This window comes from Alphaproteobacteria bacterium, assembly GCA_025800285.1.
Classification (GTDB): domain Bacteria; phylum Pseudomonadota; class Alphaproteobacteria; order JAOXRX01; family JAOXRX01; genus JAOXRX01.
The window spans coordinates 1-26,980 of record JAOXRX010000097.1; the positions used below are offsets into that span (position 1 = coordinate 1).

At 30.4% G+C, this 26,980-nt stretch carries 27 protein-coding genes and 2 tRNA genes; 17 read left to right on the forward strand and 12 right to left on the reverse strand.

What is annotated here, in order from left to right:
* Positions 1 to 84 precede the first annotated feature (84 nt).
* The 4 genes from OIF36_05075 to OIF36_05090 all read right to left on the reverse strand — a co-directional run bounded on the left by OIF36_05075 (position 85) and on the right by OIF36_05090 (position 3,380).
* Positions 85 to 1,080, reverse strand: coding sequence for a BPL-N domain-containing protein (locus OIF36_05075; protein ID MCV6599827.1), 996 nt, complete (start codon positions 1,078 to 1,080; stop codon positions 85 to 87).
* 15 nt (positions 1,081 to 1,095) lie between these two features.
* Complete coding sequence (locus OIF36_05080) at positions 1,096 to 1,581, reverse strand: hypothetical protein (GenBank protein ID MCV6599828.1); 486 nt, start codon at positions 1,579 to 1,581, stop codon at positions 1,096 to 1,098.
* A 111-nt stretch (positions 1,582 to 1,692) separates the two neighbouring features.
* Positions 1,693 to 2,907, reverse strand: coding sequence for a DUF4263 domain-containing protein (locus OIF36_05085; protein ID MCV6599829.1), 1,215 nt, complete (start codon positions 2,905 to 2,907; stop codon positions 1,693 to 1,695).
* Between the two features lie 396 nt (positions 2,908 to 3,303).
* Positions 3,304 to 3,380: transfer RNA gene (locus tag OIF36_05090), tRNA-Met, on the reverse strand.
* Between the two features lie 173 nt (positions 3,381 to 3,553).
* Between OIF36_05090 and OIF36_05095 the strand changes: the two genes are divergently transcribed.
* The 7 genes from OIF36_05095 (at position 3,554) to ilvN (ending at position 10,037) form a co-directional block, all read left to right on the forward strand.
* On the forward strand, positions 3,554 to 4,474 hold the full coding sequence (locus tag OIF36_05095) for an NAD-dependent epimerase/dehydratase family protein (protein ID MCV6599830.1): 921 nt from the start codon (positions 3,554 to 3,556) through the stop codon (positions 4,472 to 4,474).
* Positions 4,467 to 5,480: a GDP-mannose 4,6-dehydratase gene (gene gmd / locus OIF36_05100; protein ID MCV6599831.1), complete on the forward strand. Its 1,014-nt coding sequence runs from the start codon at positions 4,467 to 4,469 to the stop codon at positions 5,478 to 5,480. The genes OIF36_05095 and gmd overlap by 8 nt, the downstream gene beginning before the upstream one ends.
* Before the next feature lie 76 nt (positions 5,481 to 5,556).
* Entirely contained in the window at positions 5,557 to 6,309 is a 753-nt protein-coding gene (locus OIF36_05105; protein MCV6599832.1) for an SIMPL domain-containing protein, read from the forward strand.
* Positions 6,310 to 6,531: 222 nt separating this feature from the next.
* The gene (locus tag OIF36_05110) at positions 6,532 to 7,125 is read left to right on the forward strand and encodes a GNAT family N-acetyltransferase (protein MCV6599833.1); all 594 of its coding nucleotides are present in this window, start codon (positions 6,532 to 6,534) and stop codon (positions 7,123 to 7,125) included.
* A complete protein-coding gene (locus tag OIF36_05115; protein ID MCV6599834.1) occupies positions 7,118 to 7,423 on the forward strand; it encodes an RNHCP domain-containing protein in 306 nt (101 codons plus the stop codon). The genes OIF36_05110 and OIF36_05115 overlap by 8 nt, the downstream gene beginning before the upstream one ends.
* Before the next feature lie 190 nt (positions 7,424 to 7,613).
* Positions 7,614 to 9,326, forward strand: a complete 1,713-nt coding sequence (gene ilvB / locus OIF36_05120; protein ID MCV6599835.1) for a biosynthetic-type acetolactate synthase large subunit — start codon at positions 7,614 to 7,616, stop codon at positions 9,324 to 9,326.
* A 219-nt stretch (positions 9,327 to 9,545) separates the two neighbouring features.
* Complete coding sequence (gene ilvN / locus OIF36_05125) at positions 9,546 to 10,037, forward strand: acetolactate synthase small subunit (protein ID MCV6599836.1); 492 nt, start codon at positions 9,546 to 9,548, stop codon at positions 10,035 to 10,037.
* A gap of 335 nt (positions 10,038 to 10,372) precedes the next feature.
* Here the strand turns inward: ilvN and holA are convergent, their stop codons facing one another.
* Positions 10,373 to 11,392 (reverse strand): DNA polymerase III subunit delta, encoded by a 1,020-nt coding sequence (gene holA, locus OIF36_05130; GenBank protein ID MCV6599837.1) that lies wholly within the window; start codon positions 11,390 to 11,392, stop codon positions 10,373 to 10,375.
* Between the two features lie 106 nt (positions 11,393 to 11,498).
* Here holA and OIF36_05135 point away from each other — a divergent pair, with 106 nt between their 5' ends.
* Positions 11,499 to 11,660 (forward strand): hypothetical protein, encoded by a 162-nt coding sequence (locus OIF36_05135; GenBank protein ID MCV6599838.1) that lies wholly within the window; start codon positions 11,499 to 11,501, stop codon positions 11,658 to 11,660.
* Between the two features lie 53 nt (positions 11,661 to 11,713).
* Here OIF36_05135 and OIF36_05140 read toward each other — a convergent pair whose 3' ends face one another.
* Entirely contained in the window at positions 11,714 to 12,298 is a 585-nt protein-coding gene (locus OIF36_05140) for a rubrerythrin family protein (GenBank protein MCV6599839.1), read from the reverse strand.
* A 158-nt stretch (positions 12,299 to 12,456) separates the two neighbouring features.
* Between OIF36_05140 and OIF36_05145 the strand changes: the two genes are divergently transcribed.
* From OIF36_05145 to OIF36_05160, 4 genes are all read left to right on the forward strand, one after another.
* Positions 12,457 to 12,924 (forward strand): hypothetical protein, encoded by a 468-nt coding sequence (locus OIF36_05145; GenBank protein MCV6599840.1) that lies wholly within the window; start codon positions 12,457 to 12,459, stop codon positions 12,922 to 12,924.
* Between the two features lie 285 nt (positions 12,925 to 13,209).
* Positions 13,210 to 15,885 (forward strand): pyruvate, phosphate dikinase, encoded by a 2,676-nt coding sequence (ppdK, locus tag OIF36_05150; GenBank protein ID MCV6599841.1) that lies wholly within the window; start codon positions 13,210 to 13,212, stop codon positions 15,883 to 15,885.
* 215 nt (positions 15,886 to 16,100) lie between these two features.
* Entirely contained in the window at positions 16,101 to 16,829 is a 729-nt protein-coding gene (locus OIF36_05155; protein MCV6599842.1) for an SPFH domain-containing protein, read from the forward strand.
* A gap of 126 nt (positions 16,830 to 16,955) precedes the next feature.
* A complete protein-coding gene (locus tag OIF36_05160) occupies positions 16,956 to 18,134 on the forward strand; it encodes an FprA family A-type flavoprotein (protein ID MCV6599843.1) in 1,179 nt (392 codons plus the stop codon).
* A 191-nt stretch (positions 18,135 to 18,325) separates the two neighbouring features.
* Here the strand turns inward: OIF36_05160 and OIF36_05165 are convergent, their stop codons facing one another.
* Positions 18,326 to 18,547 (reverse strand): thioredoxin family protein, encoded by a 222-nt coding sequence (locus OIF36_05165; protein ID MCV6599844.1) that lies wholly within the window; start codon positions 18,545 to 18,547, stop codon positions 18,326 to 18,328.
* A 348-nt stretch (positions 18,548 to 18,895) separates the two neighbouring features.
* Here OIF36_05165 and OIF36_05170 point away from each other — a divergent pair.
* Both OIF36_05170 and OIF36_05175 read left to right on the forward strand, forming a co-directional pair.
* A tRNA-Ser gene (locus OIF36_05170) sits at positions 18,896 to 18,985 on the forward strand.
* A 662-nt stretch (positions 18,986 to 19,647) separates the two neighbouring features.
* A complete protein-coding gene (locus tag OIF36_05175; protein MCV6599845.1) occupies positions 19,648 to 20,025 on the forward strand; it encodes a cupin domain-containing protein in 378 nt (125 codons plus the stop codon).
* 8 nt (positions 20,026 to 20,033) lie between these two features.
* Here the strand turns inward: OIF36_05175 and OIF36_05180 are convergent, their stop codons facing one another.
* Together OIF36_05180 and OIF36_05185 are read right to left on the reverse strand one after the other, a co-directional pair.
* The gene (locus tag OIF36_05180) at positions 20,034 to 20,591 is read right to left on the reverse strand and encodes a Smr/MutS family protein (protein MCV6599846.1); all 558 of its coding nucleotides are present in this window, start codon (positions 20,589 to 20,591) and stop codon (positions 20,034 to 20,036) included.
* 20 nt (positions 20,592 to 20,611) lie between these two features.
* Positions 20,612 to 21,307, reverse strand: a complete 696-nt coding sequence (locus OIF36_05185; GenBank protein ID MCV6599847.1) for a Tim44/TimA family putative adaptor protein — start codon at positions 21,305 to 21,307, stop codon at positions 20,612 to 20,614.
* Between the two features lie 72 nt (positions 21,308 to 21,379).
* On the opposite strand from OIF36_05185, the gene OIF36_05190 reads away from it, so the two are divergent.
* The 3 genes from OIF36_05190 to OIF36_05200 all read left to right on the forward strand — a co-directional run bounded on the left by OIF36_05190 (position 21,380) and on the right by OIF36_05200 (position 24,357).
* Positions 21,380 to 21,853 (forward strand): FxsA family protein, encoded by a 474-nt coding sequence (locus OIF36_05190; GenBank protein ID MCV6599848.1) that lies wholly within the window; start codon positions 21,380 to 21,382, stop codon positions 21,851 to 21,853.
* Positions 21,854 to 21,938: 85 nt separating this feature from the next.
* Complete coding sequence (locus OIF36_05195) at positions 21,939 to 23,138, forward strand: hypothetical protein (protein MCV6599849.1); 1,200 nt, start codon at positions 21,939 to 21,941, stop codon at positions 23,136 to 23,138.
* Between the two features lie 28 nt (positions 23,139 to 23,166).
* Positions 23,167 to 24,357, forward strand: coding sequence for a hypothetical protein (locus OIF36_05200; protein MCV6599850.1), 1,191 nt, complete (start codon positions 23,167 to 23,169; stop codon positions 24,355 to 24,357).
* Positions 24,358 to 24,382: 25 nt separating this feature from the next.
* Here OIF36_05200 and OIF36_05205 read toward each other — a convergent pair whose 3' ends face one another.
* From OIF36_05205 to OIF36_05215, 3 genes are all read right to left on the reverse strand, one after another.
* Positions 24,383 to 25,105, reverse strand: a complete 723-nt coding sequence (locus OIF36_05205) for an RNA methyltransferase (GenBank protein MCV6599851.1) — start codon at positions 25,103 to 25,105, stop codon at positions 24,383 to 24,385.
* Positions 25,071 to 26,138 carry a GTPase ObgE gene (gene obgE, locus OIF36_05210; GenBank protein ID MCV6599852.1) on the reverse strand — a complete coding sequence of 356 codons (1,068 nt, stop codon included), beginning with the start codon at positions 26,136 to 26,138 and terminating at the stop codon, positions 25,071 to 25,073. The genes OIF36_05205 and obgE overlap by 35 nt, the downstream gene beginning before the upstream one ends.
* 107 nt (positions 26,139 to 26,245) lie before the next feature.
* Entirely contained in the window at positions 26,246 to 26,923 is a 678-nt protein-coding gene (locus OIF36_05215) for a glutathione S-transferase family protein (protein MCV6599853.1), read from the reverse strand.
* Positions 26,924 to 26,980: the final 57 nt, after the last annotated feature.

Sequence of the window (26,980 nt, forward strand, 5' to 3'; positions counted from 1 at the left end):
GGTCAAAATAACTTAGGTAAAATACTTATGAATGTTAGAAGCAAACTTCAGGAACAAACAAGTAGTTTGACATTATAATTTTTTTTAAGCCTTTGGAGGCTTAGGAGATTGCAAAGGTTGTTGCTTAGGTTTTTCAGATGGAGCTGGAGTTTGAGATTCTACTTTAGGAGATGTAGATATTGCCTCTGTTGGATTAGATCCTTTCATTTTAGATAACTGTTCATTTAGTTCTTTAGCTTTGCTAGTGTTTTCTAAATCTAATTTTTTATCTAAAGATATATACTTATCAAGCATATGCTTTAAAACTACAGTTCTACTAAAATGATCTAAATCTCTTTGTTGTTCGGGTGTGGTATCATTTATCTTTTCGCTTAAAAAGGGAACATTTTCTAATTGACTTGCTTTAAATTCAGGATGAACACCAGAAACAACCACTTTACCTCTTCCATAATTATTTTCCGCTACAGCAACTTCTCCTTCATATATATCAGCATATATTCCTTTTGGATTGATTCCGTCTTTTAAATTTGTTAAATAAGGACCTCTATTATAATAAACTTGAACAAATTTATCTTTTCTGTTGTTATCGTATTTAACTTTTACTTGACACCCATCTTTAATTTTAGCTTCTTTCAAATGTTCATGAGGCTCAGATGTTGCCATTACATAATTTACTCCTAGAACTTCATCTTGCTCTGAAGATAATTCTATTTTATTTCCAGTTTTAGGGTTTTCATAATAAAACAATTCAGAAGCAAAATAAGCACCAGCACATATACCTTGAAAAATTCCCCCATCTTGAACAAAATCTCTTATTTTTTGAATACTTTCGCCTTTTAGATCTTTGCTATATTTAGTAGCATTGCCTCCAGGCATGAAAAGAACATCAGGCTTTTCATTTTTTAAAGCATCATTTTCAACTTCTTCTGAAGTAATTCTTTTTATTTTATATGCTATATTTGATTGTGTATTAGTTTCATTAAGATATTTTCTTAACCAATCTTCTGTATTCTCAATACAGCTTGCCTCTGCGCCATCTCCAGCATATAAATAAATCAACATTTCTTTTTTTTGAGGCATATATTTTTAATTCTCTTATAAACTAATTCCAATAGGATTATATTTTCTCATTGCTTCCCTTGACTTTTTAGGATCTTTATGATCAGGAATAGGAAGAGATTTAAAGCTCTTAGGTTCAAATAAACTTAAATCACAAAATTCTGTTTTACCTGAAATTCTTTCATAATAATTAGTTGAAAAATAACCATATCTTTCGTCTTTTTCAAAAGTTAAAACTTCTTTTCCATTTTGTAAAAACCAAGCATCTACATAGTTATCTATTTTATCACTCTTAACAATTTTTTCTAAAAGCTTACCATATAAAGATTCTGCTTCTTCCTGAGAGCTGTCATTATCAATTTCAAAAAGCATAATCTCACCAAGTTTTCCTTGTACTTCTCTATAAGAGTCGCTTTCTATAACATGCTGAAGCATAGAAACTAAAGTATCTTCATTTCCTTCTAACTCTTTATTTTGGCGTTCTTTTGTCTCGGTATTCTTCTTTACCATTGTAATTTTCATAACAAAACCCCTTGTTTTTAATATATAAATATATTTTATATTAAAGTTTGTTAAATTGCAAGTATTTATGAAAAAACATAAAAATATCTTTTCTTTCTAAAGCTATTATATTTATATTGAAAACTTAGATATTATATTATCTAATCTCCTTAATAAATCATCATAAGTAAGAATGTCTATAACATTTGCATATTTTCTTTTCATAATTTCAAAATCAAATAACTGCTCATCTGTAAAACATTTATCTCTACCTAATATAATTATTCCTTTTGGATTTGTTATTTTGATTTTAATTTCATTATTAAATTTATCAGCATATTTTTTGTTAAGATATTCCTCTCCTTTTAAGCCCCATTTATTTAAATGGAATAAATATTTCTCTATTTGCATAACCGTTCCAGAAAGCTCTTTCTTAGGTGTATAATTATCTCTATATTTACCTGACGATATAATACTATTACCAGTTGGCTTTTTAATTTCTATAATATCAACATTACCATTACTATCTAATAAAGCAATATCTATATATCTATTTGTAGTTTTTTTGGGATTTGAATAAAAATCCTTTATATTTACATTATCTAAAACCCCTATATATTTAGGATAAATAATTAGTAAAAACTCAATCATTAAATTTTGCCATTGTTTTTCAGAATATCTATTTGGATTTCTAAGCATCTTTTTAATCTCTTCAGATATATAAACATATTTTTTAAGCTCATACTTATCAAAATTTACTATATTATTACTTTTCTCCACAAGATTTTTTTTATTTAAAAAATTTTGTAATTTTTTATCAGAATCTTCCATCGTATCAAAGTACTCACTTAAAACATTAGTAATTCTGGCATGAGAATATAGTGTTAGTTCAGTTTTATTGGGAAATTTTTGCACAAAATTTTTAAAATCTTTTATTGGAATAGAATTTTCTAATTTACCACCAATTATTATAGGCTCATCAACTAATTTATTTATTTTTTTAAAAATAGATATTTTATATTGATTAGGATTTTCAGAATAAAAATCGTTTTTCCAAATCTCCATACTTTTTTCTATTAATAAATTAAAGTCAATATCTAATATACGTTTATCTATTACATAATAAGAATTTTTTAATTCTCCTAATATAAAAGTATATTCTTTTTCATCTTGATATAAATGTTCATCTTCATCCCTATCTATTAATCCTTCTATGCAATCACTATCTTTAAATGTAAAGGTCCTACATATGGTTACCTTATTTTCTTTCTCTAATTTATTCTGCACCCAAGAATTAGTCTGATATTTTAAAAGCAGTTTGTTATCATTTTTCACAATGTAAATCATATTTTTTCCTTTCAACACTCATATAAGATATATTTATATATAAATACTATAAGTAAAACAATAATACAAGATTATATAGTAAATTTTAACATAACTTAATCTCAAAAGTAGTAAATAGATAGCAAACGGAAAAACAAAAAAGGACTTAGATTTCTCTAAGTCCTTGTTTTTATTGGTTGCGGGAATAGAATTTACTTTTATCAGGGCTTTTAGCCCTTCAAAAGTTGCAATTTCTAACATTTCCTGCGATAGCCCCTCGACAAGCTCAGAGAACTATCTTGGGAAATGAAGAACAATTGTGAACCTCTTTCTTCGTTATCACTCGAAAGTACGGGGCAACTCATATCCTCATAATAAATAAAAAAAAGATCGAACTTTGTTCGACCTTTTCTTTATTGGTTGCGGGAATAGGATTTGAACCTATGACCTTCAGGTTATGAGCCTGACGAGCTACCATGCTGCTCCATCCCGCGATAATATAATAATTCTTATATTCTTTCTGAATATTTCGAATTTATAACATGCTACTTTAACTTTGTCAAGCTATTTTAATCTTTTTTGTTGAAAAAACATTTTTTATCATATATAAAAACAATTATTATACAAAAAGGGGAGGGATAAGCTTTTAATAAATAAGGATTGTCTCATGAGAGTATATATAACTGGAGCTTCCGGTCTAGTAGGGAGAAATGTATTAGAAAAAGCTCCAAATAATGTGGAGTTATTAACTCCAACATCAAAAGATTTAAATCTTTTAAATTATAGAGATATAATCTCTTTTTTAAAAGAGCATAAACCAGATTTAATAATACACACCGCAGGAAAAGTCGGAGGTATTAAGGCTAACAAAGAAGATATGTTTGGATTTCTTGTAGATAACTCTATCATAGGCTTAAATCTAATAAGAGCAGCAAAAGAGGCAGGTATTAAAAATTTAATTAATCTATCCACTTGTTGTGCTTATCCTGTTGAGTCTAACAATCCATTAAAAGAAGAATACCTCTTCACCGGAGCTCTTGATAAAGACTGTGAGGGATATGCTCTAGCGAAAAACTCAGCCTTAAAAGCTTGTGATTTTGCTAGCAAACAATACTCTGTAAACTATAAAACTATAATCCCCGTTAACCTTTATGGCAAATACGATAAGTTCGATATAGAAAAATCTCATTTTATGCCGGCTGTAATTAAAAAAATATATAATGCAATCAAAAACAATGAGGAATCTGTAGAAATATGGGGAACTGGTAAGAATAGACGAGAAATATTCTATGCTGGAGATTTAGCTGATTTTATTTGGTACTGTGCAAATAATATACATAGTATGCCTCAAATTGTTAATTGCTCTTGGGGTAAAGATTATAGTATTAATGAAATTTATCAAATTACGACTAATATTTTGGGTTATAAAGGTAAATTTCATCACAATTTAGATAAGCCAGAGGGGATAACCGCAAAGTTAACATGTAATCAAAAAATGGTGAATTTTGGTTGGGAGCCAAAAATCTCATTGGAAAAAGGTATAAAAGAAACCGTTTTATTTTATAAGGAAAATATAGATAGTGAATAAAAGAAAAGTAGCATTAATAACAGGAATAACAGGGCAAGATGGGTCTTATTTATCAGAACTATTAATAGAAAAAGGTTATGAAGTTCATGGACTTATAAGGAAATCATCAAGTTGTAATAAAGCTAGAATACTTCACTTGTTAGATGATATAACTCTACATTATGGAGATGTGTCTGATAGCTTTAATTTATTAAAAGTAATCAAGAATATCAAACCAACCGAAGTTTATAACCTTGCAGGACAATCTCATGTAAAAGTAAGTTTTGAGAAACCTGAGTACACTACAGATGTAAATGCTCTAGGTTGCTTAAGATTATTAGAAGCTATAAAACTGTCTGAGCTGGATATAAAATTCTATCAAGCATCTAGCTCTGAAATTTTTGGCAACACAGAAAGTAAGTTTCAGAATGAAAAAGCTAACTTTGCTCCTAAATCACCCTATGGAATTGCAAAGTTAGCAGCATATTTCACAACGAAAATATATAGGGAAAGCTATAATATATTCGCTGCAAACGGAATATTATTTAATCATGAAAGCCCAAGAAAAGATAAAATGGGAGTAGGGCATAAAATAACATCGACAGTAGCAAGAATACATAACGGGAGCAATGAAGTATTAAAATTAGGAAATTTAAATGCAAAAAGAGACTGGGGATACTCTAAAGATTATGTTGAAGCAATGTGGAAAATCTTACAGCACAAAGAAGCAGATGATTTTGTAATTGCTACAGGAGTTTCCCACTCTGTAAGAGATTTTGCCGAAGAAGCTTTTAAAGCAATCGGAATTAATATAAAATGGCAAGGCAAAGATGAAAATGAAATTGGGATTTGCTCTACAACTGGTAAAACTTATGTCCAGATAGATTTGGACTTATTTAGACCAATAGATGTTCATCACCTAAAAGGAGACTCTTCAAAAGCTAAGGAACTATTGGATTGGGAACCTAAAACTAGCTTTAAAGAATTGGTTGAAAAAATGGTGAAAGAAGATATTAGATCCATATAGTAGTTTTATCTTTACAAAACAGATATAATTTGTTATTTCTTTTAATATAATAAATATAAAATAAGGGAGCTAAAATATGAAAAAAATACTATTAACAGCTGTTGCTGTATTTGCAATTACAACAAATGCAAATGCTATGATGAAATCAGCAAAAGAAAACATAACAAGAAGTATATCTACAAAAGGGACTTGTATTGCTAAAGTAAAGAGCGATAAAATTAAAGTAAGTATAAAAATATCTAGCTTTGATAAAGCATCATCTCAAAACTCTTTAGAGAAGACAAAGTCTAAGAATTTATCTCTGGAACAATATATAAAATCTCTTAGTGTATCTGGCTTAGAAATGGATACAAATAATATATCTGTTTTTGAAGATAAATATTGGGATGAAAAAGACAGAAAATATAAAAGAAATGGGTTTAAAGCTGAAATTACTCTAGATGTTGTAATACCAATGCAAGAAAAAGACTATGCTGGTATAATAATAACTAAAGCAACAACTTTTGAAGAAGTATCTATTAATAATTTCTATACATACATCTCAACAAAAAAACTAGAAGATTCAAAAATGTCTTGCTTAGGTAAAGCAGTATCAAATGCTAAAGCTAAAGCTGATATTATAGCTACTTCTGCTGGATTGAAAGTAGCTAAAATGCTAACAGCTAACGACAACACCTCATTTAGCCAGCCAGCCCCTTACTATATGAACAGATCTGCTGTTATGAGTATGGCTAAAAGCGATATGATGGAAGATAGTTCTCCTATTAACATACAAACTAAAGACGAAGAAGTTAAAGTAAATATCTCTACATCTTGGGAAGTTAAATAGCATTTTATTCTTAACTTATTTTAAAAGATTAAAACCCCATTGCAATACTTAAATGTATAGCGAGGGGTTTTAACTTTCATCTAAATTAATTTAAAATACTATTTTAGTTATTTGTATTAGTTGATTCATCAACCTTTGCCTAAGCTAAAATATAATATAAATTTGACATAAGGCAAAATATATACTATTTATAATAAAAAAATAATAATTAAGAATTGAAATATGTTAAGAAAACCATTTAGAAAGATTATTAAAGGAGAGAGAATTATTCTCCGCAAATTAGACTGCTCAGAAGAACAAGCTAAGGTTTTATTCTCTAAAATTGAGAAAAACCGTCAACATTTGTTACCTTGGATACAATGGGTTCATTATAATAAAACATATAAAGATAATTATAACTTTTTAAAGGGCAAAGAAGAAGATTGGGCAAATAAAACTGATGCTTTGTATGGAATCTATTTAAAAAAAGAGCTTATAGGAGTTATCGAATTAAGAAAAATAAATTATGTAAGAGATTCTGGTGAACTTGGATACTGGATAGACTCTGAATATGCTGGCAATGGTTATATGACAGAAGCAGTTAAAGTTATAGAAGACATCTTTTTTAACAGAGGCTTAAATAGAATGGTAATTAAAGCCGATGTAGATAATTATGCATCAATATCTGTTGCTGAAAAGAACGACTACACTTTCGAGGGGGTGTTAAGGCAGGCTTCATATTATATGGAAGGGGAAGGCGAGTTTAGAAATATAGCAGTTTACTCCAAACTATATTATGAATGGGAAGACAATAGAGGTGATATATCTTATGAGTAAAAAATTTACTAGAGTCATTGAAGATTTTGAATGTGGAAATTGTGGAGCAACTGTAAAAGGTAATGGATATACAAACCATTGTCCTAACTGTTTATACTCTAAGCATGTTGATATAAACCCAGGTGATAGAGCTTGCAACTGTCATGGATTAATGAAACCTACTTCTGTAGAGCAAACTAGAGATGGATTCGTAATTATTCAAGAATGTCAAAAATGCGGACATATTCGCAGACAGAAATCATCTCCAGATGATAACTTTGAAACAATGCTAAAAATAAACAAAAATAGAATAAAATAAAATGTTGACTTTTCCATTTATTTATTTATAATGTTGTTTGTTATGAGAAAAAAGAATGCAACAATTACAAATTTACTAGTCCTATTTAAGCAGAGCTTGTATAGGTAGTTTTTCTATTTTTCAAAAACAAAATGCAAGCGAGCCAATAAAAGAGCTCGTTTTTTTAATAAAAACAAAAAAGGAAGATTTTATGAACGGAGCAGAATTACTATTAAAAACACTTGAAGATTGTGGAGTAGATACTATATTTGGTTACCCTGGTGGTAGAGTTATAAAAATATACGATGAATTATTTAAACAAAATAAAATCAAACACATTCTCCCAAGACATGAACAAGGTGCTGTGCATATGGCTCAAGGATATGCTAGAACTAGTGGTAAAGTTGGTTGTGTTTTAGTAACCTCTGGACCGGGATCAACAAATACTATAACAGGAATAAATGATGCTTATATAGATTCTACACCTCTTGTTTGCATAACAGGGCAAGTAAGCAGGAACCTAATAGGTACTGATGCTTTCCAAGAAGCTGACACAGCAGGAATCACAAGATCTATCGCTAAACATAACTATTTAGTTACTGATGTGAATGATTTAGAGCACATTATAAAAGAAGCTTTCCATTTAGCATCTACAGGAAGACCTGGACCTGTTTTAATTGATATACCATCTGACTTACAAGTAGAAGAAGTTAATTATCAAAATATTGAATACTCTTCTAGAAAGTCTTATAAAACTAATAAAGAGCTAGATGCTATATCTAAAGCTCAAATCAAAGAAGCTATTGATTTGCTTAAGAGCTCTAAAAAGCCAGTAATATATGCTGGAGGAGGGGTTATTAACTCTGGCCCTAAAGCTTGTCAAGTTTTACAAGATTTCTCTAATACTTTAAATATTCCAACTACTCTTACTTTAATGGGATTAGGAGCTTATCCAGCAAGAGGTAAAAACTTCTTAGGAATGTTAGGTATGCATGGAACATATGAAGCAAATATGGCTATGCATGAAGCAGATTTAATCTTAGCAATTGGATCAAGATTCTCGGATAGAATTACTGGTAAATTGGATAAATTTGCTCCTAATGCAAAAATTATACACATTGATATCGATCCAGTATCAATCAATAGAGTTGTTCCAGCATATCTAGGTATTGTAGGAGATGTTTATGAAACTCTTCAACATATTATGGAAGAAATCAATATAAATGATTTTGACACTAACCGTAAAGATTGGTGGTCAAAAATTGAAGAGTTCAAAGCTAAAGATAGCCTGTATTATGATAAAAAATCTGAAATTATAAAACCAGAATATGTTATAGAAAAAATATCTGATATAACTTATGAAAAAAATATAGATACAGTTGTTTCTACAGATGTTGGACAACATCAAATGTGGACTGCTCAATACTTCAAAATAGACAAGCCAAACCACTGGTTAAGCTCTGGAGGTTTTGGAACTATGGGCTTTGGATTACCAGCTTGTATTGGAGGGGCATTTGCAAAACCAAATTCAGCAAACATATGCTTCACTAGTGAAGGTTCTTTCCAAATGAATATACAAGAAATAGCAACTGCTGTTAACTATGGATTACCAATCAAAATTGTTCTTTTAAATAATTCTAGATTAGGGATGGTTAGACAATGGCAAGAACTTATGTTTGAAGAAAGATATTCAGAAACTGAATTTGATACATCCACTCTACCTGATTTTCAAGCACTAGCTAAAGCATACCATGCTGATGGAGCTCTTATCTGCACAAAAGAAGAGCTAGAAGAGGGTATTGAAAAAATGTTAAGCTCTGACAAGCCATTTATATTAGAAGTTATGGTAGATCCTGCTGAAAATGTATTACCAATGATTCCTCCAGGGAAAGGTCATAATGAAATGATTATAAGAGAGAAATAAGTTATTAAGTAATCTACGACCACTAGAATGTATCGTAGGTGCGACTACTCGAAAGAGATTTGAACAAAAATAAAAGGAAAAAGATATGGAGATGCAAATATATACACCAAGTTTTAAAAGGCTTTTTCATAAGATTTTTTCTTTTAGATTGAGAAAATCGAGTGTGTCGTAGGTGCGACTACTCGAACGAGATTTGAACAAAAATAAAAGGAAAAAGATATGAAAAAGAAGAATAATACAATATCTATTATTGTTGACAACGAACCAGGAGTTCTAAGCCGTGTAGTAGGTTTATTTTCAGCTCAAGGATATAACATAGATAGCTTAAATGTTGATACTGCTAATATTGAGGATACCTTGTCTAGGATAACTATAACTACTGCTGTAACAGAAATTGAAGCTAAACAAATGATATCTAAAGTTGAAAAAATCATTCCTGTGCATTCAGCTAAAGAGCTACATGAAGAAAATGGATTTTACTCTGAGCTTGCTTATATCAAAACAAAAGATACAGAAAATGCTCATAGTATAGCTGATAAGTATGATGCTATACAAATTGATAAAACAGATGGTCTAGTTATATTTAAATTAATAGATGATCATCACATAATATCTAAATTTGGAGAAGAATTAGAAACTGATTTTGTAGAGACTGCTCGTAGTGGTTTAGTTGCTATAGAGAAGGGTAATAATGCTTTAATCGCGGAATAGCTCTACTATTGGTTCTTGCTTTCCCCATCATTCTGAGTGTAAGGAAGAATCTTTTCATGCTTGTGGAATATTAATTTACATCCAGTAGCACAGTGAGATTCTTCTTCACTATTCTCATAAGAGTGACCGGCTGAGGAAAATAGTAATGTCATTTTGAGCGACTGCAAGGAGTCGAAAAATCTTTTCATGCTTGTGTAATCTTAATTTATATCCAGTAGCACAATGAGATTCTTCACCACCACACAAGTGTGTCCGTTCAGAATGACGGAATAGAAAGAGGGGAAGTAACAAACAGGTATAATCAAGAATACACAGAAATAATATAAATAAAAACCTTATCTTCTAGCTATTTTTGCGATTGAATGCAATGTATGAGAACAAACAATCTCTGTAGGATATCCTGTTTTTTTACACAATGTTTCAGCTTTTATTAACCCATTTATAGCAGACATTATTCTTTTAGAGCTCCACTTATTTAAGTGTCCTAAAAACACAGGCTTATCTTTAAAGAAAAGAGGCGGTCTCAATGATTTTAGAGCCTCATCTACAGATTTACCTTCTTCAATCTGGCTCTTAACTAAATGAAGTTTCTTAAAATAGTTTTGAGAAACTCTTAATATTGCAACAGATGTAATACCTTCTGCAAAACTCTTTGCTAAATCTTTTTCTAAACCAGAGAAATCACCTCCGGCAGCTTTTTGAGCTATCTTTTCAATAGAAACATCTGAGCTATCAATAATACAAGCTTTTGCATCTTCTAGAGTAATTAATTTATTATCTCCAGCATAAATAGCCAGCTTTTCTAATTGAGAACTAACAGATCCAGAATCTCCAACTAAACAAGAGCTCAAATACTGAACAGCATCTCTTTCCAATGTTTTACCTAATTTAGACATTATTTTAGGTATTGAATAGCTCAAATTTCTTTCATCTTGAATATAGCAAGCTAAAGAAGCCATATTTTTTGAAGTCTCAAACATTTTTCTTACAAGTGAAGAGGGTGATAACTCTTTACCTTCAATTATAAGAAAATTATCTCCATCATAATCAGCTAATGCATTTTCAATAGATGATTTTAAAGATTTATCGGCTCCACCTATTCTAATTAGCTTTCTACCTCCCATTAGAGACATAGAGTTCATTTCATCAGATATTCTAGCTCCACTATCACAAGCTTCTGCTGAAGTAATATCCACAACATTAAAAGGATCACTTAAATCTTCCACTATTAATTTAGATATAGTGTGTATTTTTTCTCTAACCTGACCTTCATCTGGACCATAAACTAACACTGCTTTTATATTTGCAGGTATGCTTTTTAAAAAACTATCTGTATTCTTGTAATCTAATTTCATACTTTATCTTATATATTAATTAAATTAATTAATCAAGATATAATATTTTGCTAATTTGATTTATTAAATTAATAGTGCTATCATAACAAAATAGGAGGATAGCATTATGAGCAGAAAAAGACACAATAAAAAAACAGGACTAGGGAAAATAATTGATGCAAATCGTATCGATGAGATTTTAACTGAAGAAAATAAAAAACATGCGGAAGATATTCATATAAAACATACAGAGTCAAAAAACACATCAGATGAAAAGCCTGAATATTAAAAAAGCACTCTTTTAAAAGAGTGCTTTTTATTAAAAATATATAATTTAATTCTTTAGAAATCTCTTATTGCAATTTCAAAATGAGCTTTTGGATGGTTGCAAGCAGGGCATTTCTCTGGAGCTTCGTTCATCATATCAGTTGTATGATAACCACAGTTTCTACATTTCCAAACAACAGCTTCTTCAGCTTTAAACATAGACCCTTCATCTACTTTCTTTTGCAAAGCTCTAAATCTTCTTTCATGGTATTTTTCTGCTTCAGCAATTGCTAAGAAAATACTTGCTATTTCCTCTAATCCTTCTTCTTTTGCAACTTTTGCAAAATCAGGATACATTTCAGAGTTTTCATGATGTTCACCTTCAGCAGAAGCTTTAAGGTTAGTAGATGTATCACCAAAAACAGTAGGTTGAGCTCCACCTTCAATCACGATATCATCTCCATCTCTTTCTAAAAGCTTAAATAATCTTTTAGCATGCTCTTTCTCATGGTTAGCTGTTTCTTCAAATACTGCTTGAATCTTTTTATACCCTTCTTTACCAGCAACACTAGCATAATATGTATATCTATTACGAGCTTGTGATTCTCCAACGAATGCAGCCATAATATTTTTCTCTGTTTGAGTTCCTTTTAAATTCATATTAATTTCTCCCTAATATTTAGTTTTACTTTTTGACATTAAATATCTTAACAAAAAAATATTAAAATAATCAAGAATAAAAAAACAAATGATTTAATTGATTTTTTAATAAAACATGATATAAAGAGAATAACGAATCAATATAAAGGAGGAAGTTAATGAAAAAAATCATACTTAGCACAGCTTTATTGTTATCAGGTTGCACATCAATTTATACAGGTCATATTACTGATGCTTATCCCATTAAAATAAAAGAGAAAAAAAGCCACACAGGGCTAGCTGTAGGTACTGGAACAGGGCTTGTAACAGGGCTTGTAGTAACTAAAAATAGTCGTCATACAGAGAAAAAAGTTGGTGGGACTGTTGCAGTAACAGCTATAGGAGCTTTCATTGGTAATGAAATTGACAATAGAGAAAGCAACATAAGAATGGTTAACGGTACTCAATACAAGGTAAGTGTAGATAAAGACGGAGATCTTGAAAAAGTTATCATCAACGAAAAAGATTACGAAAATCCAGCAAACTATGACAAAGGGGATACTGTTAAAGTAAAAATGAGATGGCTTGGATTGGTAAAGCCTGAAATAGTTGGTAAAGAGGCTAAAGAATTAACTCCAAATCCATAAATAGCATATATATTTGATATATCTGATTAAAAATACTAAAAATCAAGTAAAAAACTTTCCTTTTTTTACTTGATTTTTTACTCTATATAGTATAAAAGGTTAGTGTTAAGAGATAAGTTCTTAATTTAAAAGAGTTATTTAAAATAATAATATCGATAAGCAAATAGCCTGTCGATGTTTTATTTTCTCTTTTTTATAAGGACTTTTTTTAAAATTAAAGATTATTATTTAATATGTGCTTTCATATTTTATAATAATACAAAAAGAAAAGGAAAAATATAAAAAATGACTAAATGGGTATACACATTCGGTCCTGGAATTTCAGAAGGCGAATCTTCAAAAGAATTCATAAATTTACTTGGTGGTAAAGGTGCAAACCTTGCTGAAATGAGTAAAATTGGACTTCCAGTTCCTCCAGGATTTACAGTAACAACAGAAGTTTGTACTGCTTACTACGAAAACGATAAAAACTATCCAGCAGAACTAGATTCTCAAGTTGTAGCAGCTATCGCTAAAGTTGAAGAAGTTACAGGTAAAAAATTCGGTTGTACTGAAGGTAATCCTCTACTTTTATCAGTTAGATCAGGTGCTAGAGCTTCTATGCCAGGTATGATGGATACAGTTCTAAACTTAGGTTTAAACGACATTGCTGTTAAAGCTGTTGCGGAAAAAGCTGGTGCAAGATTTGCATATGACTCATATAGAAGATTCATCACAATGTTCTCAGATGTTGTTATGGGTCTAGAACACCATGACTTCGAAGCTATGTTAGAAGCTAAAAAAGAAGCTAAAGGTGTTGAATTTGATACAGAATTAACTGCTGAAGATTTAGCAGAATTATGTGAAGAATACAAAGCTTACTATGAAAAAGAAACAGGTAAATCATTCCCACAAGATCCTAAAGAACAACTTTGGGCTGCTATCGGAGCTGTTTTCGGTTCTTGGATGACAGAAAGAGCTGTATTCTACAGAAGACTAAATGATTTCGATGATGCATGGGGAACAGCTGTTAATGTTCAAACTATGGTATTCGGTAACATGGGTGAAGACTGTGCAACTGGTGTTGCTTTCACAAGAAACCCATCTACAGGTGAAAACTACTTCTACGGTGAGTACTTAGTAAATGCTCAAGGTGAAGATGTTGTTGCTGGTATTAGAACTCCTCATCAATTAGATGAAATCGGAAAACAAAAAGCTGGTTGTGATCTTCCTTCAATGGAAACAGAAATGCCAGAAACTTATGCACAATTAAACGATATTAGACATAAACTAGAGCAACATTATACAGATGTTCAAGATATTGAGTTCACAATGGAGCAAGGTAAACTTTACATGCTACAAACAAGAACTGGTAAAAGAACAGCTGCTGCTGCTTTAAAAATTGCTATCGATATGGTTAACGAAGGTCTAATTTCTAAAGAAGAAGCTATTCTAAGAGTAGATCCAGCTTCTCTAGATCAATTACTTCACCCAACACTAGATCCAAATGCTGAAAAAGTAGTATTAACAAAAGGTCTTCCAGCATCTCCAGGTGCTGCTAACGGTATCTTAGTTCTATCTGCTGAAGAAGCTGAAGAAAAAGCTGCTGAAGGAATTAATGTAGTTCTATGTAGAGTTGAAACATCTCCAGAAGACATCACAGGTATGCATGCTTCTAAAGGTGTTATCACAGCTAAAGGTGGTATGACATCTCATGCTGCTGTTGTTGCTAGATCTATGGGTTGTCCTTGTGTTGCTGGTGCTGGTGAAATCTCTATCGACTATGCTGGTAGAAAAATTACAGTTAACGGAACAGTTATAAATGCTGGTGAAGTTATCACTATTGATGGTGGAACTGGTGAAGTTATGGCTGGTGAAGTAGCTACTCTAGAACCAGAACTAACAGGTGATTTCGGAACTCTAATGGGATGGGCTGATGAAATCAGAACTCTTAAAGTTAGAACAAATGCTGAAACTCCAGTTGATGCTGCTACAGCTAGAAAATTCGGAGCTGAAGGAATTGGTCTTGCAAGAACAGAACACATGTTCTTCGATACTGAAAGAATTATCGCAGTTAGAGAAATGATTCTTGCTGAAGATTTAGAAGGTAGAAAAGCTGCTCTAGCTAAATTACTACCAATGCAAAAAGCTGACTTCGTAGAACTATTCAAAATTATGGAAGGTCTTCCTGTAACAATTAGATTACTAGATCCTCCTCTACATGAATTCTTACCACATACAGATGCTGAACAAGCTGAACTAGCTTCAGTTATGGGTGTTGATGTAAGTGTTGTTAAAGCTAAAATGGAACAACTACATGAATCTAACCCTATGTTAGGTCATAGAGGTTGCCGTCTTGGTGTAACATATCCAGAAATTTCAGAAATGCAAGCAAGAGCTATCTTTACAGCTGCTGCTGATGTTATGAAAGAAACTGGCTCTACAATCATCCCTGAAGTTATGGTTCCATTAGTATCTATGACTGGTGAATTTGAAACAATTAAAGCTGTTGTTGATGCTGTAGCTAAAGAAGTTATGACAGAAACAGGAACTGAATTTGAATACCTAGTAGGTACAATGATTGAGCTTCCAAGAGCTGCTTTAATGGCTGATAAAATTGCTGAAGCTGGTGCTGAGTTCTTCTCATTCGGAACTAACGACTTAACTCAAACAACATTCGGTATCTCTAGAGATGATGCTGGTATGTTCTTACCTGAATATAAAGAGAAAAAAGTTATCGCTAAAGATCCTTTTGTAGCTCTTGATCAAGATGGTGTTGGACAATTAGTTGCTATGGGTAAAGAAAAAGGTAGATCTGTAAGAGAAGGTATGAAAGTTGGTATCTGTGGTGAACACGGTGGTGAACCTTCTTCTATTGACTTCTGTCATAGAACAGGATTAACATATGTATCATGTTCTCCATTCAGAGTTCCAATTGCAAGACTTGCAGCTGCTCATGCAACATTAAAAAATAAAAAATAATTTTTGTGAAAAATATGCGGTAGAAATTTCGCTAAAGTAGTATTATCTATAACAAGCTTAATTTCTATTCGCCTATTTTCTAACATAAATCGTTTTTTAAAAAATTAAGAAAACCTAGTGAGAATTTCACTAGGTTTTTTTATTATTTTAGTCTTTACATTTTTTTATAAAAATACTATGTTTAAATTAGTTTAATATAAAAAGGAGGCAATATTATGGGATTTATAGTTTTACTATTTCCAGTATTCATGGTTTTAATTAGTGGTTTCAGGCTAGTTATGCAATACGAAAAAGGTGTAGTTTTTACTCTAGGTAAATACTCTCAAACTAAAGAGGCTGGGCTAAGATGGATTATACCAGGAATACAAACAATGAAAAAAGTTGATGTTAGAATTATCACAACAGACATACCTAAACAAGAAGTTATGACAAAAGATAACATTCCTGTAAACATTAATGCTGTTGTTTATTTCAAGGTTAAAAGACCTGAAGATGCTGTAATTAAAATTAGCAATTATTTCTTTGCTGTTACTCAATTAACTCAATCAGCACTTAAAGATGTGATTGGGACAAATGATTTAGATACAACTCTAAGTGAAAGAAAGAGAATAGGGGAAGAAATTAAGCAAATAGTTGATGAAGCAACCGATAAATGGGGTATTGATGTAGAGTCAATTAATGTTCAAGAAGTAGAACTTCCAGAAGATATGAAAAGAGCTATGGCTAAACAAGCAGAAGCAGAGAGAAATCGTAGAGCTCTTGTAATTGCTGCATCAGGTGAGGTTGAAGCATCCAAAAAAATGCTAGAAGCTGCTCAAACACTAGAACAAAGCCCTATTACAGTACAGCTTAAAACTCTACAAACAATCAAAGATATTTCTTCTTCTCCATCACAGAAAATAATTTTATTTCCTAGTGAGTTGAGTAATCTACTAAAAAAATAAATAGAGAGATCTATTTTAGAAAATTTTAAGTCTCTGGAATTAATTTCCAGAGATTTTTTCTATTGCCTTTTTTATATTTTTAGTTTATATTCTTAGAGCAAATAAGATATAGAAAAGAGAAAACAAATGAACACAATTGAAATTAAAAAAGACATACATTGGGTTGGAGCAAGAGACTGGAACATCAGAAACTTTCACGGTTATGAAGTTGCAAGAGGAACAAGCTATAATGCTTATCTAATAATGGATGAAAAAATAACTCTTGTTGACACAGTAAAAGAACCTTTTTCTAATGACTTAATAGATAGAGTTAAATCTTTAGTTAATTTAGAAGATATTGATTATTTAGTTTGTAACCATGTGGAAATGGATCACTCTGGAGCAATGCCTGAAGTTTTAAAACTTGCAAAAAATGCTACAGTAGTAACAAATATGGCAGCCTCTATGGGGTTAAAAGAACACTATAATGTAGCTGATTGGAAAATCCAAACTGTTAAATCTGGAGATACTCTAAACATTGGTAAAAGAAATTTAACATTTGTACAAACTCCAATGTTGCATTGGCCGGATTCAATGGTTACATATGTAGCAGAAGATAAACTATTGCTATCTAACGATGGTTTTGGTCAACATATAGCTACAGATAAACTATTCGCTAAAGATAACCCTATAGATATAGTTTATGATGAAGCAAAAAGATACTATGCAAATATTTTGTATCCATTCGCTAGACAAGCTGGTAAAGCTCTAGAAGCTTTAAGTGGTTTAGAAATAGAAATGATTGCACCATCTCATGGATGTGTATGGCAAGGTGAAGAAGTTGCAAAAATAATTTCTCTGTATGATAGCTGGGCAAAAGCTGAATATAAAAACAAAGCTGTTGTAATATATGATAGTATGTGGGGATCTACAGAAAAACTTGCTAGATTTGCAGTTGAAGAGCTAGAAGAGCAGGGCATTGGAACAATTCTAAGAGATGTAAAGGTAAATCATATATCAGATCTAATTAGCGATATAATTGATGCCAAATATGTTTTAATAGGTAGCCCTACACTTAATAATCAAATTATGCCTAACATTGCAGCTTTCTTATGCTATATGAAAGGACTAGCTCCTCATAATAAAATTGGATTTGCATTCGGATCTTATGGCTGGGCGGCAGGAGCTATAAAAGATATTGAAGATGTATTTAATCATTTAAAATGGGAAGTTCCTGTCGATAAATATTGTGTAAAGTATATTCCAAATGGAAACCATAAAGAAGAAATAAAAGAAAAAATTAGAGAACTAGTAAACTCTAACTAGTATTACACTATAAAAAACACCTCCTCTTTAATAGAGGAGGTGTTTTTTTATTTATTATATTTTTAATACTATATAGATGTTATTTCTGTTTCTTCTATATAGTCTTCTGGATTATTATCTATTGAATCTTCAGCTTTCTTAATTTCGTTTTTTAATAACTTAATCCATTCTTCCATCTCAGCTTTTGTTGGCTATCTACCTGCCGACTTAAGTTTTCCATCAACAATCACACCAGGAGCTAATACAACACCATGTTTTAAAAATTCTAACAACTCTTGGCTTTGAACAACCTCTATTTTATCTTGAACATCTCTAGAAATAGTTAAATCTCTCAAATAATCTTTTAAATTTTTATTCTCATCAACAAAAGCCATACCTAAAACAACTATTTTTTTCTTACGAAGCTTAAGCATAAAGAGTTCTCCTTTTTATATAAAATTCATTATTTAATAAAAACTATAAAGACAAAAAAAGCAAAAAACAAGCTTTTTTATTTTTTTTAGAAAAAAAAGTTGCATTTTTAAAAAAAGTATAGTATAAAATCTCTCTATAAGACATTAGTCATCATTATAGAGAGGTGGCAGAGCGGTTGAAAATTCGCTTAGGTTTTAAAGAGAGCGAAGCGAACGAATAAAACCTTAGTCTTTTACCCGAATACGAGCCTGTAAAGGCGAAGTCATGAGGGAATGCTCCAGTCTTAGAAAACAAAGTTTTCTTTGGCGGGGGATGCAAGAGGTTTAACAATTTCTTGTTTACATTATGGAGAGGTGGCAGAGCGGTTGAATGCTCCAGTCTTGAAAACTGGCGTGGGGGCAACTCCACCGGGGGTTCGAATCCCTCCCTCTCCGCCATATAAAAGACGACCTTTTAGGTCGTTTTTTTTATGACATAGGGGTTTGAACCCAAGTAGGGGGTTCGAAATGAAGATAAGTTTGACAGACATTTATGTCGCATCAAACTGTAGCGAAAGGAAAGGGCTCCCAATTTTATGAATACAATGAATAAAATTAGGGATAATCAATCCCTCCCTCTCCGCCATAAATAAAAAAGTCGTGCATAGCACGGCTTTTTTGTTTATAGGAGCTAAAAACAACATTCTCATTTTTATAAAATATTAATTTAAACCCAGCTGCACAATGAGATTATTCTTCGCTTCACTCATCAGAATGACGAGCTGGGGATACGATAGTGTGTATTTTCTTTTCTCGTCATTTTGAGCGACTATAAGGAGTCGAAAAATCTTTTTGTTATGTCTTTTATTTCTTTGTCATTCTGAACACAGTGAAGAATCTTTTCGTGCTTGTGTAATGTTGATTTATATCCAGCTGCACAATGAGATTACCGCTTTCGCGGCAATGGTGGAGAAAGTCCAGATATATGTTTTGTTGAAAATGGAAAAAAGTAGAGGTAAGAAAAAATAATAAATACCATCTATAAAAATATTGTTTTTTTCATATGCATATGTTATTTATATAATATAACGTAATATAATAGATACGAAATAATATAAATAATGATAATAAAAACAGAAAATAAAAATAACAATATAAAAATAGACACATTATTGAAATCAATAAAAAGTTGGGAAGGGCAAACACTGCCTAAATATCCATCTGGTCAACCTGAAATCACCATATTCAGAGTTAATATACCTCCTAAAACAAAATTAATTGAACACTCTCATCCAGGAATTAATATGGGAGTTATAACAAAAGGTGAATTAACAATAATAAATGAAGAAGGATATGAAGAAATTTTTAAACAAGGCGAGGTTGTAGTAGAGTCCGTTAACAAAATTCATTCTGGAGAAAACAGAGCAGAAACAGATTTAGAAATCCTTGTTTTTTCTGTTGGGGTTGAAGGTAATTCTTTAAGCTTTTATAAAGATTAGAGATATATCTATCTTTTTCTTTTTAAAAACACATAGAAAGCACCACTACCACCATCTTTTTTAATAGCAGGTGAGAAAGATAGTATCTTTGGTCTTATGTCTGGATAATTAATCCATTTAGGAAAACTCTTTTTTAACACAGCTTTACTTTTGCCAAATGTTCCTTTACCTGTAATCACAACAACACATCTTTTACCAGTAGAATAAGATCTATTTATAAAAGAGATTAATTCTTTCAAGGCTTGTTCTTGAGTCATACCATGCATATCTAATCTAGCTTCTATAGGCATTTTACCAGAGGTAAATTTCTTATTAGTATTCTTATCTATTCCCGCAGACTTCTCTCCGAGCACTAAATCAGGTAGGGCTATCAAATCCTCTTTAACATCTCCTCTAAATCTAAGTATCTCTTCTTTACTAAGCTTTAAATTGAGGAAGTCTTCTTCTTCATCCTCAACTTCATTTGATATATTCTTATGAATCTCTAATTTTGCCTTATTCTTTAAATCTTTTGTTTGATTTCTCCAAAAGCTTAAGTCATCTTTATTAAATTTAAAGTGTTTCATAATATTTTTCTTTATATTGATTAAGATTGACTCTCTACTAGACTCCAATTAGGATTTTTAGACTTTGAATCTCTTGCAAATGTCCAAACATCAGTAACCTCATTAACTTGCTCAGGATCTCCTTTTAGAACTTGACCGTTTTCATCTCTTATTGCATTTGTTTGCTCTGAAACAAATTTAACAGTTATATACATCATTGTTCCTGTAAGCTTAGCTTTCATTACTTTTATTACATTAATTTTTTCTATTTTATTATCAATAAATTCTTTTTTATTCCTTTTAGATATATCTTCTTTAAAAGCCTCAAACATATCATCATTTAACATAGTTTTCAAAACAACTAAATTACCTCTAGAATATGCTAGAACAATCATGCCAAAAGCACTTATAACCCCTTTAATAAAATTTTCTAAATCAAAACTTTTATCAGCTTTTTTAAAGCTCTCTATCCCAGCATCAACTGTTTTAGTTACTTCTAGAGATTTATTATAAACAGCTTTAGATATTTCTAAAAAGCTCACATCTTTAGAGTTATTTTTAGCCATCTCTTGCTGTTTTTTTGCTAAATCAACTATTTTATTTAAGTTTTCTTGCTTTTGTTTAGAGATTCCTCTTAATTTATCCTTACCTTCTTTCCCTATAATAGAGTTGAATTGCAATAGAAGCACAACTGCTAAAATTACAAAAAATATTACATCCGCTGGTATATTGTTCATTTTTTTCCTCTTGAATTAATTTATAATAGTTATTATGTATAATATATACAATCTTTATAAGGAAAAAGCAATATGCAACATTTATTTTTTATTTTAATTTTAATACCTTTTGTAGAAATCTTTACTTTTATTAAAGTAGGACAGCTAATAGGAGCTATGACTGCAATATCTATTACCATAGTGTCAGCCATAATCGGTATATATTTAGTTAAGCAAGAGGCAAATAATGAGCAAATAAAAGCAATCAAAAAAATGAACTCGGGTAAAGCTCCAGTTAAAGAAGCAATTTCAGGATTATATTTATTAATAGCAGGGATATTACTATTAATTCCAGGCTTAGTATCTGACTTTATAGGGGTAATCTTATTAATCCCTATATTTAGAAATTACTTCATAAAAAACACTATATCAAGATTAAATTCTGAAATAAATACAAAAACAGAGCGAACAACTATAATCATAAATGGTAAGAATTTTAAACATAAATATCATAAAGATTATGTAGATGCGGAATTTTCAGAAAAAAACCATCATAATGACAATTAATACATATTATCGCCTTGTTTTTTATACTTTTTTATGATATACTATTTCAGTTATTGTAATAAAAGTATAAAAGGCGGTATTGAAGATGAGCAAAAATAGTAATAAAAATAAAAAAATAAACTTCGTAACAAAAGCTCTAGAAATACTAAGAACTGATGACTATAAATTAGAAAAAAGACAAGTAAAATATATACAATATAACAAAAGTAATTATAAAAACAAAATTAATAAATACTTGAATAAATTACATCAAGATCATCCAGACATTAAAGATGTTTTCCTTTATGTAAAAACAGCTATGTATATGCTTAAAAGATCAAGATTAAATGAAGACTGGGATAAAATAACTCAAAGCATTGAGGATAAGTTTAAAAATACAAAAAATAATACAAGTAAAAGCTCATTTAATTATTTCAGATGGGCTAAAGATGAGCTAAAAGAAAGTGACTTCATACTACACGAAAGAGCATGTAATATACCTAAAGATGTTGTTAACAAGATGAATAAGGCAATGAATAACTTAACTACTGAATCTAATTACTTGGTTAAATCAAAAAATATAGATTTAAAAAAAGTTTTTCTTATAAACTTAAGAGCTATTTTAAGACATAAAGAGACTTTTAAAATTTTATCAAAAAAAATACCTGATTTTATGAAATTTAGACTTGAAACAAATAAATATACAGATCCAGATAGTTTAAAAACTTACAGAAATGAATATAGAGAAAATTTACTAAAACCTAGACTGTTAATACATATAGCTAAAAACAGCAGTGTGCTTAAAGATGTCTATGGAATAAGAATATCTGATATACACCTTACTTATAGAAAGGCTCTAGAAGAAAAAGGGTTGTTTAATAAAAAGTATGCATCTAAATATCATCTAAATAGAAAATCTGCCTACATATTATCAAATGTTTTAACAGTTGATCATATTTCTGAAATATCTGCTTTTGGAGTAATAAAAGATAGTAAATCAAAAAATTATGATCCTGTATTTAAACAAGATTTATATGAAATAAATTCTTCAAGTAACTTATGTTTAATAGAGCATGACCTAAATCAGCAAAAAGCAGATTTAAAAAACATACAAAGTAAAAATGCTAAGAAGACCAATATGTTATTCTTAAATTTAGTTCCAATTAGAGATCCAAGAAGAAACAGCTTCATGGCTAACCATAAAATTAGAGAAGAGGAAGAAAGACCTAAATTCAAAAGAAGAAAAACTGTCAAGCCTCAACATACTTTAGCTGCAGCACAAAAAAGAAATGCAGCTATTGCATAATGTAAAATAAATACTTAGGATTTTATATATGAAAAAAAACAATCAAAAAAAAATAAATTTTATTAAAACAGCACTAGAAAGACTAAGATCAAAAGACTTAGATGATCGCTCTAAAAGAATTATAAAATATAATAAAAAAAATATGAAAAATGATATAAATAAATTCTTAAATAACTTAAGATCTGAGCATCCAGAAATAAAAGACCCTTTTATTTATGTAAAAATTGCTATTAATATGTTAAGGATAGGGCAATTAAGTGAAAGATGGTATGAGATAACACAAGATATTGAAAAGAAGTTTGAAAAAAATAAGAATAAGAATTTCAACAAATATTTTAATTATTTCAAATGGGCTCAAACTAAATTAAAAGAAAGCGATTTATGTTTATATAATAAATCTTGCAAACTACCTAAGGAAAGTGTTAAAAAGCTAAACAATGCTATGAACAATCTCAGTAGTGAAGTAACTTACTTAATAAACAACAAAGATATAGATTTAAAACAAGTTTTTCTAACAAATTTAACAGATATGTTAGAAGAGGATAAAGCTTATAAAACCATAAAAAACATTCCTCACTTTATGAGGCTTAAATTAGAACGAAACATTCACACTGATGCGAAAAGCTTAGAAGAATATAGAAATGAATTTAATAAGAAGGCATTAAAGCCATTATTATTAATTCATATTGCAAAAAACAGTTCTATATTAGAAGATGTGTATGGAATAAAGCTTTCTGATATACATCTAAATTATAGATTAAGACTGAAATCTGTAGATTGTTATGACTCTAAATACGATTCTAAAGAATATAAATTATCGAATGAAGCTTCAAGAATAATGAGGGAAAGATTCACTATCGATCATATTTCTGAAATATCTGCTTTTGGATCAAAGAGCAATGGTAAAATAAAAGTTTTTGATAATATTTTCCAGCAAAAATTACATACTGTAAACTTATCAGATAATCTCTGCATTATAGATAAAGAACTAAATTTCCAAAAAGAGGAAATTAAAAAAGCTCAAAGTCAAAGTATTTCATCAACTCATTTCCTATTTTTAAATTTAGTTCCTACAGAAGATCCTGCTAAAAATAATTTCTTCGCTAATCATAATGTTAAATTAGATGAATCAAGAAGACCAAGTGTTAAAATTAAGTCTGTTCAAAAGATTAAAAACAGAAAAATAAAAGTTAACCAACAAACAATGCAAGTGTGTTAAGGTTTTCAGCATTTATCGTTATATATTATTTTTTTAATGATTTAATAATTCCAAAAAGAGTTCTGATCTCTTGAGATGATAATTCAGCTCTATCGAATAGGTTTCTTATATTTCTCATAGTATTAGGTTTTTGTCCAGGATTAGAGAAAAACTTTACCTCATCTAAATCAGATTCTAGTTTTGATAAGAAAAACTCCAGCTCTTTTTTCGGAGCAGGGGAGCTTTTAATTTTAATAGCCTCTAAATCATCTTTTGATAAAGTTGCTTGATAGAACTCGTAAGTTATAAGCAATACCGCTTGAGCTAAGTTTAGAGATGAAAAATTAGGATTTAACGGTACATTTATAATAGCATCCGCTAACACAACATCATCATTTGACAACCCTGATCTTTCACAACCAAATAAAACTCCACATTTTTGAGATTTATTAATCCTTGCTACACATTCTTTAGCAGCAGAATTAGGAGTAAATATTTCTTTTTCCATATCTCTAAGTCTTGCTGTAGTAGCTAAAACAAAATTTAAGTCCTCAATAGCTTCTTGTGTTGTTGCAAACACTTTAGCATTTTCTAACACCTCTATAGCTCCAGATGCCATAGCATCTGCTTTTGGATTAGGCCAACCATCTCTAGGAGCAACTAATCTTAAATCAACTAGACCTGCATTTAACATAGCTCTAGCTGTAGCCCCTATATTTTCTCCCATTTGAGGATTAACTAATATTATCGAAATCTGCTTCATTTTCATACTCTTTTGCTTCTTCTTTAGCTTTTTCTTCAGCTTCTTTAGCTCTACCTTTTTCAACTTCTTTTAGCAATAAATCCAATGTGTTATTAACATTATTTCTACTAACACTTGACATAGTAACAACTGTTTGTCCAGAGGCTTTTTCAAGTATAGATTTTCTTTCTTCTATTTGCTCTTCTGTCAAAGCATCAATTTTATTTAGAACAAGTATAGAAGGCTTTTCATATAAATCTCCTCCATACATTTTAAGCTCATTTCGAATCACTTTATAGTCTGTTTCAACATCTTCACTTGTACCGTCAACAAGATGTAATAAAATATTAGTTCTTTCTACATGACCTAAGAATCTATCGCCAAGACCATGTCCTTCATAAGCTCCTTCTATAAGCCCCGGTATATCAGCAATAACAAATTCTTTATCATGAATTTTAACCACACCCAGATTAGGGGCAAGAGTTGTAAAAGGGTAGTCCGCTATTTTAGGCTTAGCATGAGTTGTAACAGACAAGAATGTTGATTTACCTGCATTAGGAAGTCCTAATAGTCCAACATCAGCGATAAGTTTAAGTCTTAACCAAACCCAAGCTTCTTCTCCTGGGAATCCATCTAGTTTTTTTCTAGGAGCTTGGTTTGTAGAACTTTTATATTTTTCATTACCAAAACCACCATCACCACCTTTTAAGAACATAACTTCTTTACCGTCTTCAAGCATATCGAAAAGTACTGTTTCATTGTTCTCATCAAGGATTTGAGTTCCAACAGGAACTTTTATTATTAAATCTTCGCCTTTTTTACCAGATCTACTTCTACCGGCACCATGCATACCTTTTTGTGCTTTAAAGTGCTGAGTATATCTAAAGTCAATAAGAGTGTTTAAATTCTTTACAGCTTTAAAGATAATATGACCTCCACGACCACCATTACCCCCATCTGGACCACCTTCAGCTATGTATTTTTCTCTACGGAAACTAACACAACCAGCTCCGCCATCACCACTTTTTAAATAAATTTTTGCTTGATCTAAAAACTTCATCTTCCACTCTTCCTAAAATAGTTATTTTTATTCTAAGAGCCTTATAACATACTTTATAAAAAAACACAACTTGATATAATCAGTTTATTTTTAACTTATCAAATATATTAGAAATCTAAGTTATTATAGTTTGAGCTAGGAATAATATTGCCAATTCGGTCTTCTAATAATTCTCTGAAAGATGGTCTAGATTTTATTTTAACATACCAATCTTTAGCATTAGGATACTCATTCCACCTTATATCTCCTAAGTAATCTAATATTGATAAATGAGAGGCAACACATATATCTGCCATAGAAAAGCTATTCCCAGCCATCCATTTTCTTTTAGATGTTAAGTAATCTAAATACTCCATATGGTAGCTTAAGTTATCATATGCAGACTTAATTTCTATAGAATTAGGGAACTCTCTGTTTTTTATCCTCTTAATAATCTTTTCTTCTATCAGCTTTGAAGAAACTGTATTAAAGAAATCTACATCCATCCACGAAACTATCCTTCTAATTTCAGCATTAATAAATACAGAGCCATCATATAAAAGAGTCTCTTTGTTAATATCCTCTAAATATTCATATATAGAAGGAGTAGAGAATATATTAATCTTTTTGTTACCTTCTAACTCCTCAACTATCATAGGTATATTAGAAACAGAGCTAACAACAATATTATCATCAAAACTTTCCCAAGGATTTATATTATCTAATGAAAATGAAATTTGCTTCTCTAAAAGAGCTATTCTTGATGCTCTGGAAAATGGGCAAAAATTATAATAAACTAATTTCATTAAATATAATCCTCTCTTCGTTTGTTAGTCTTTCGTAATAATTAACACAATTTAAAA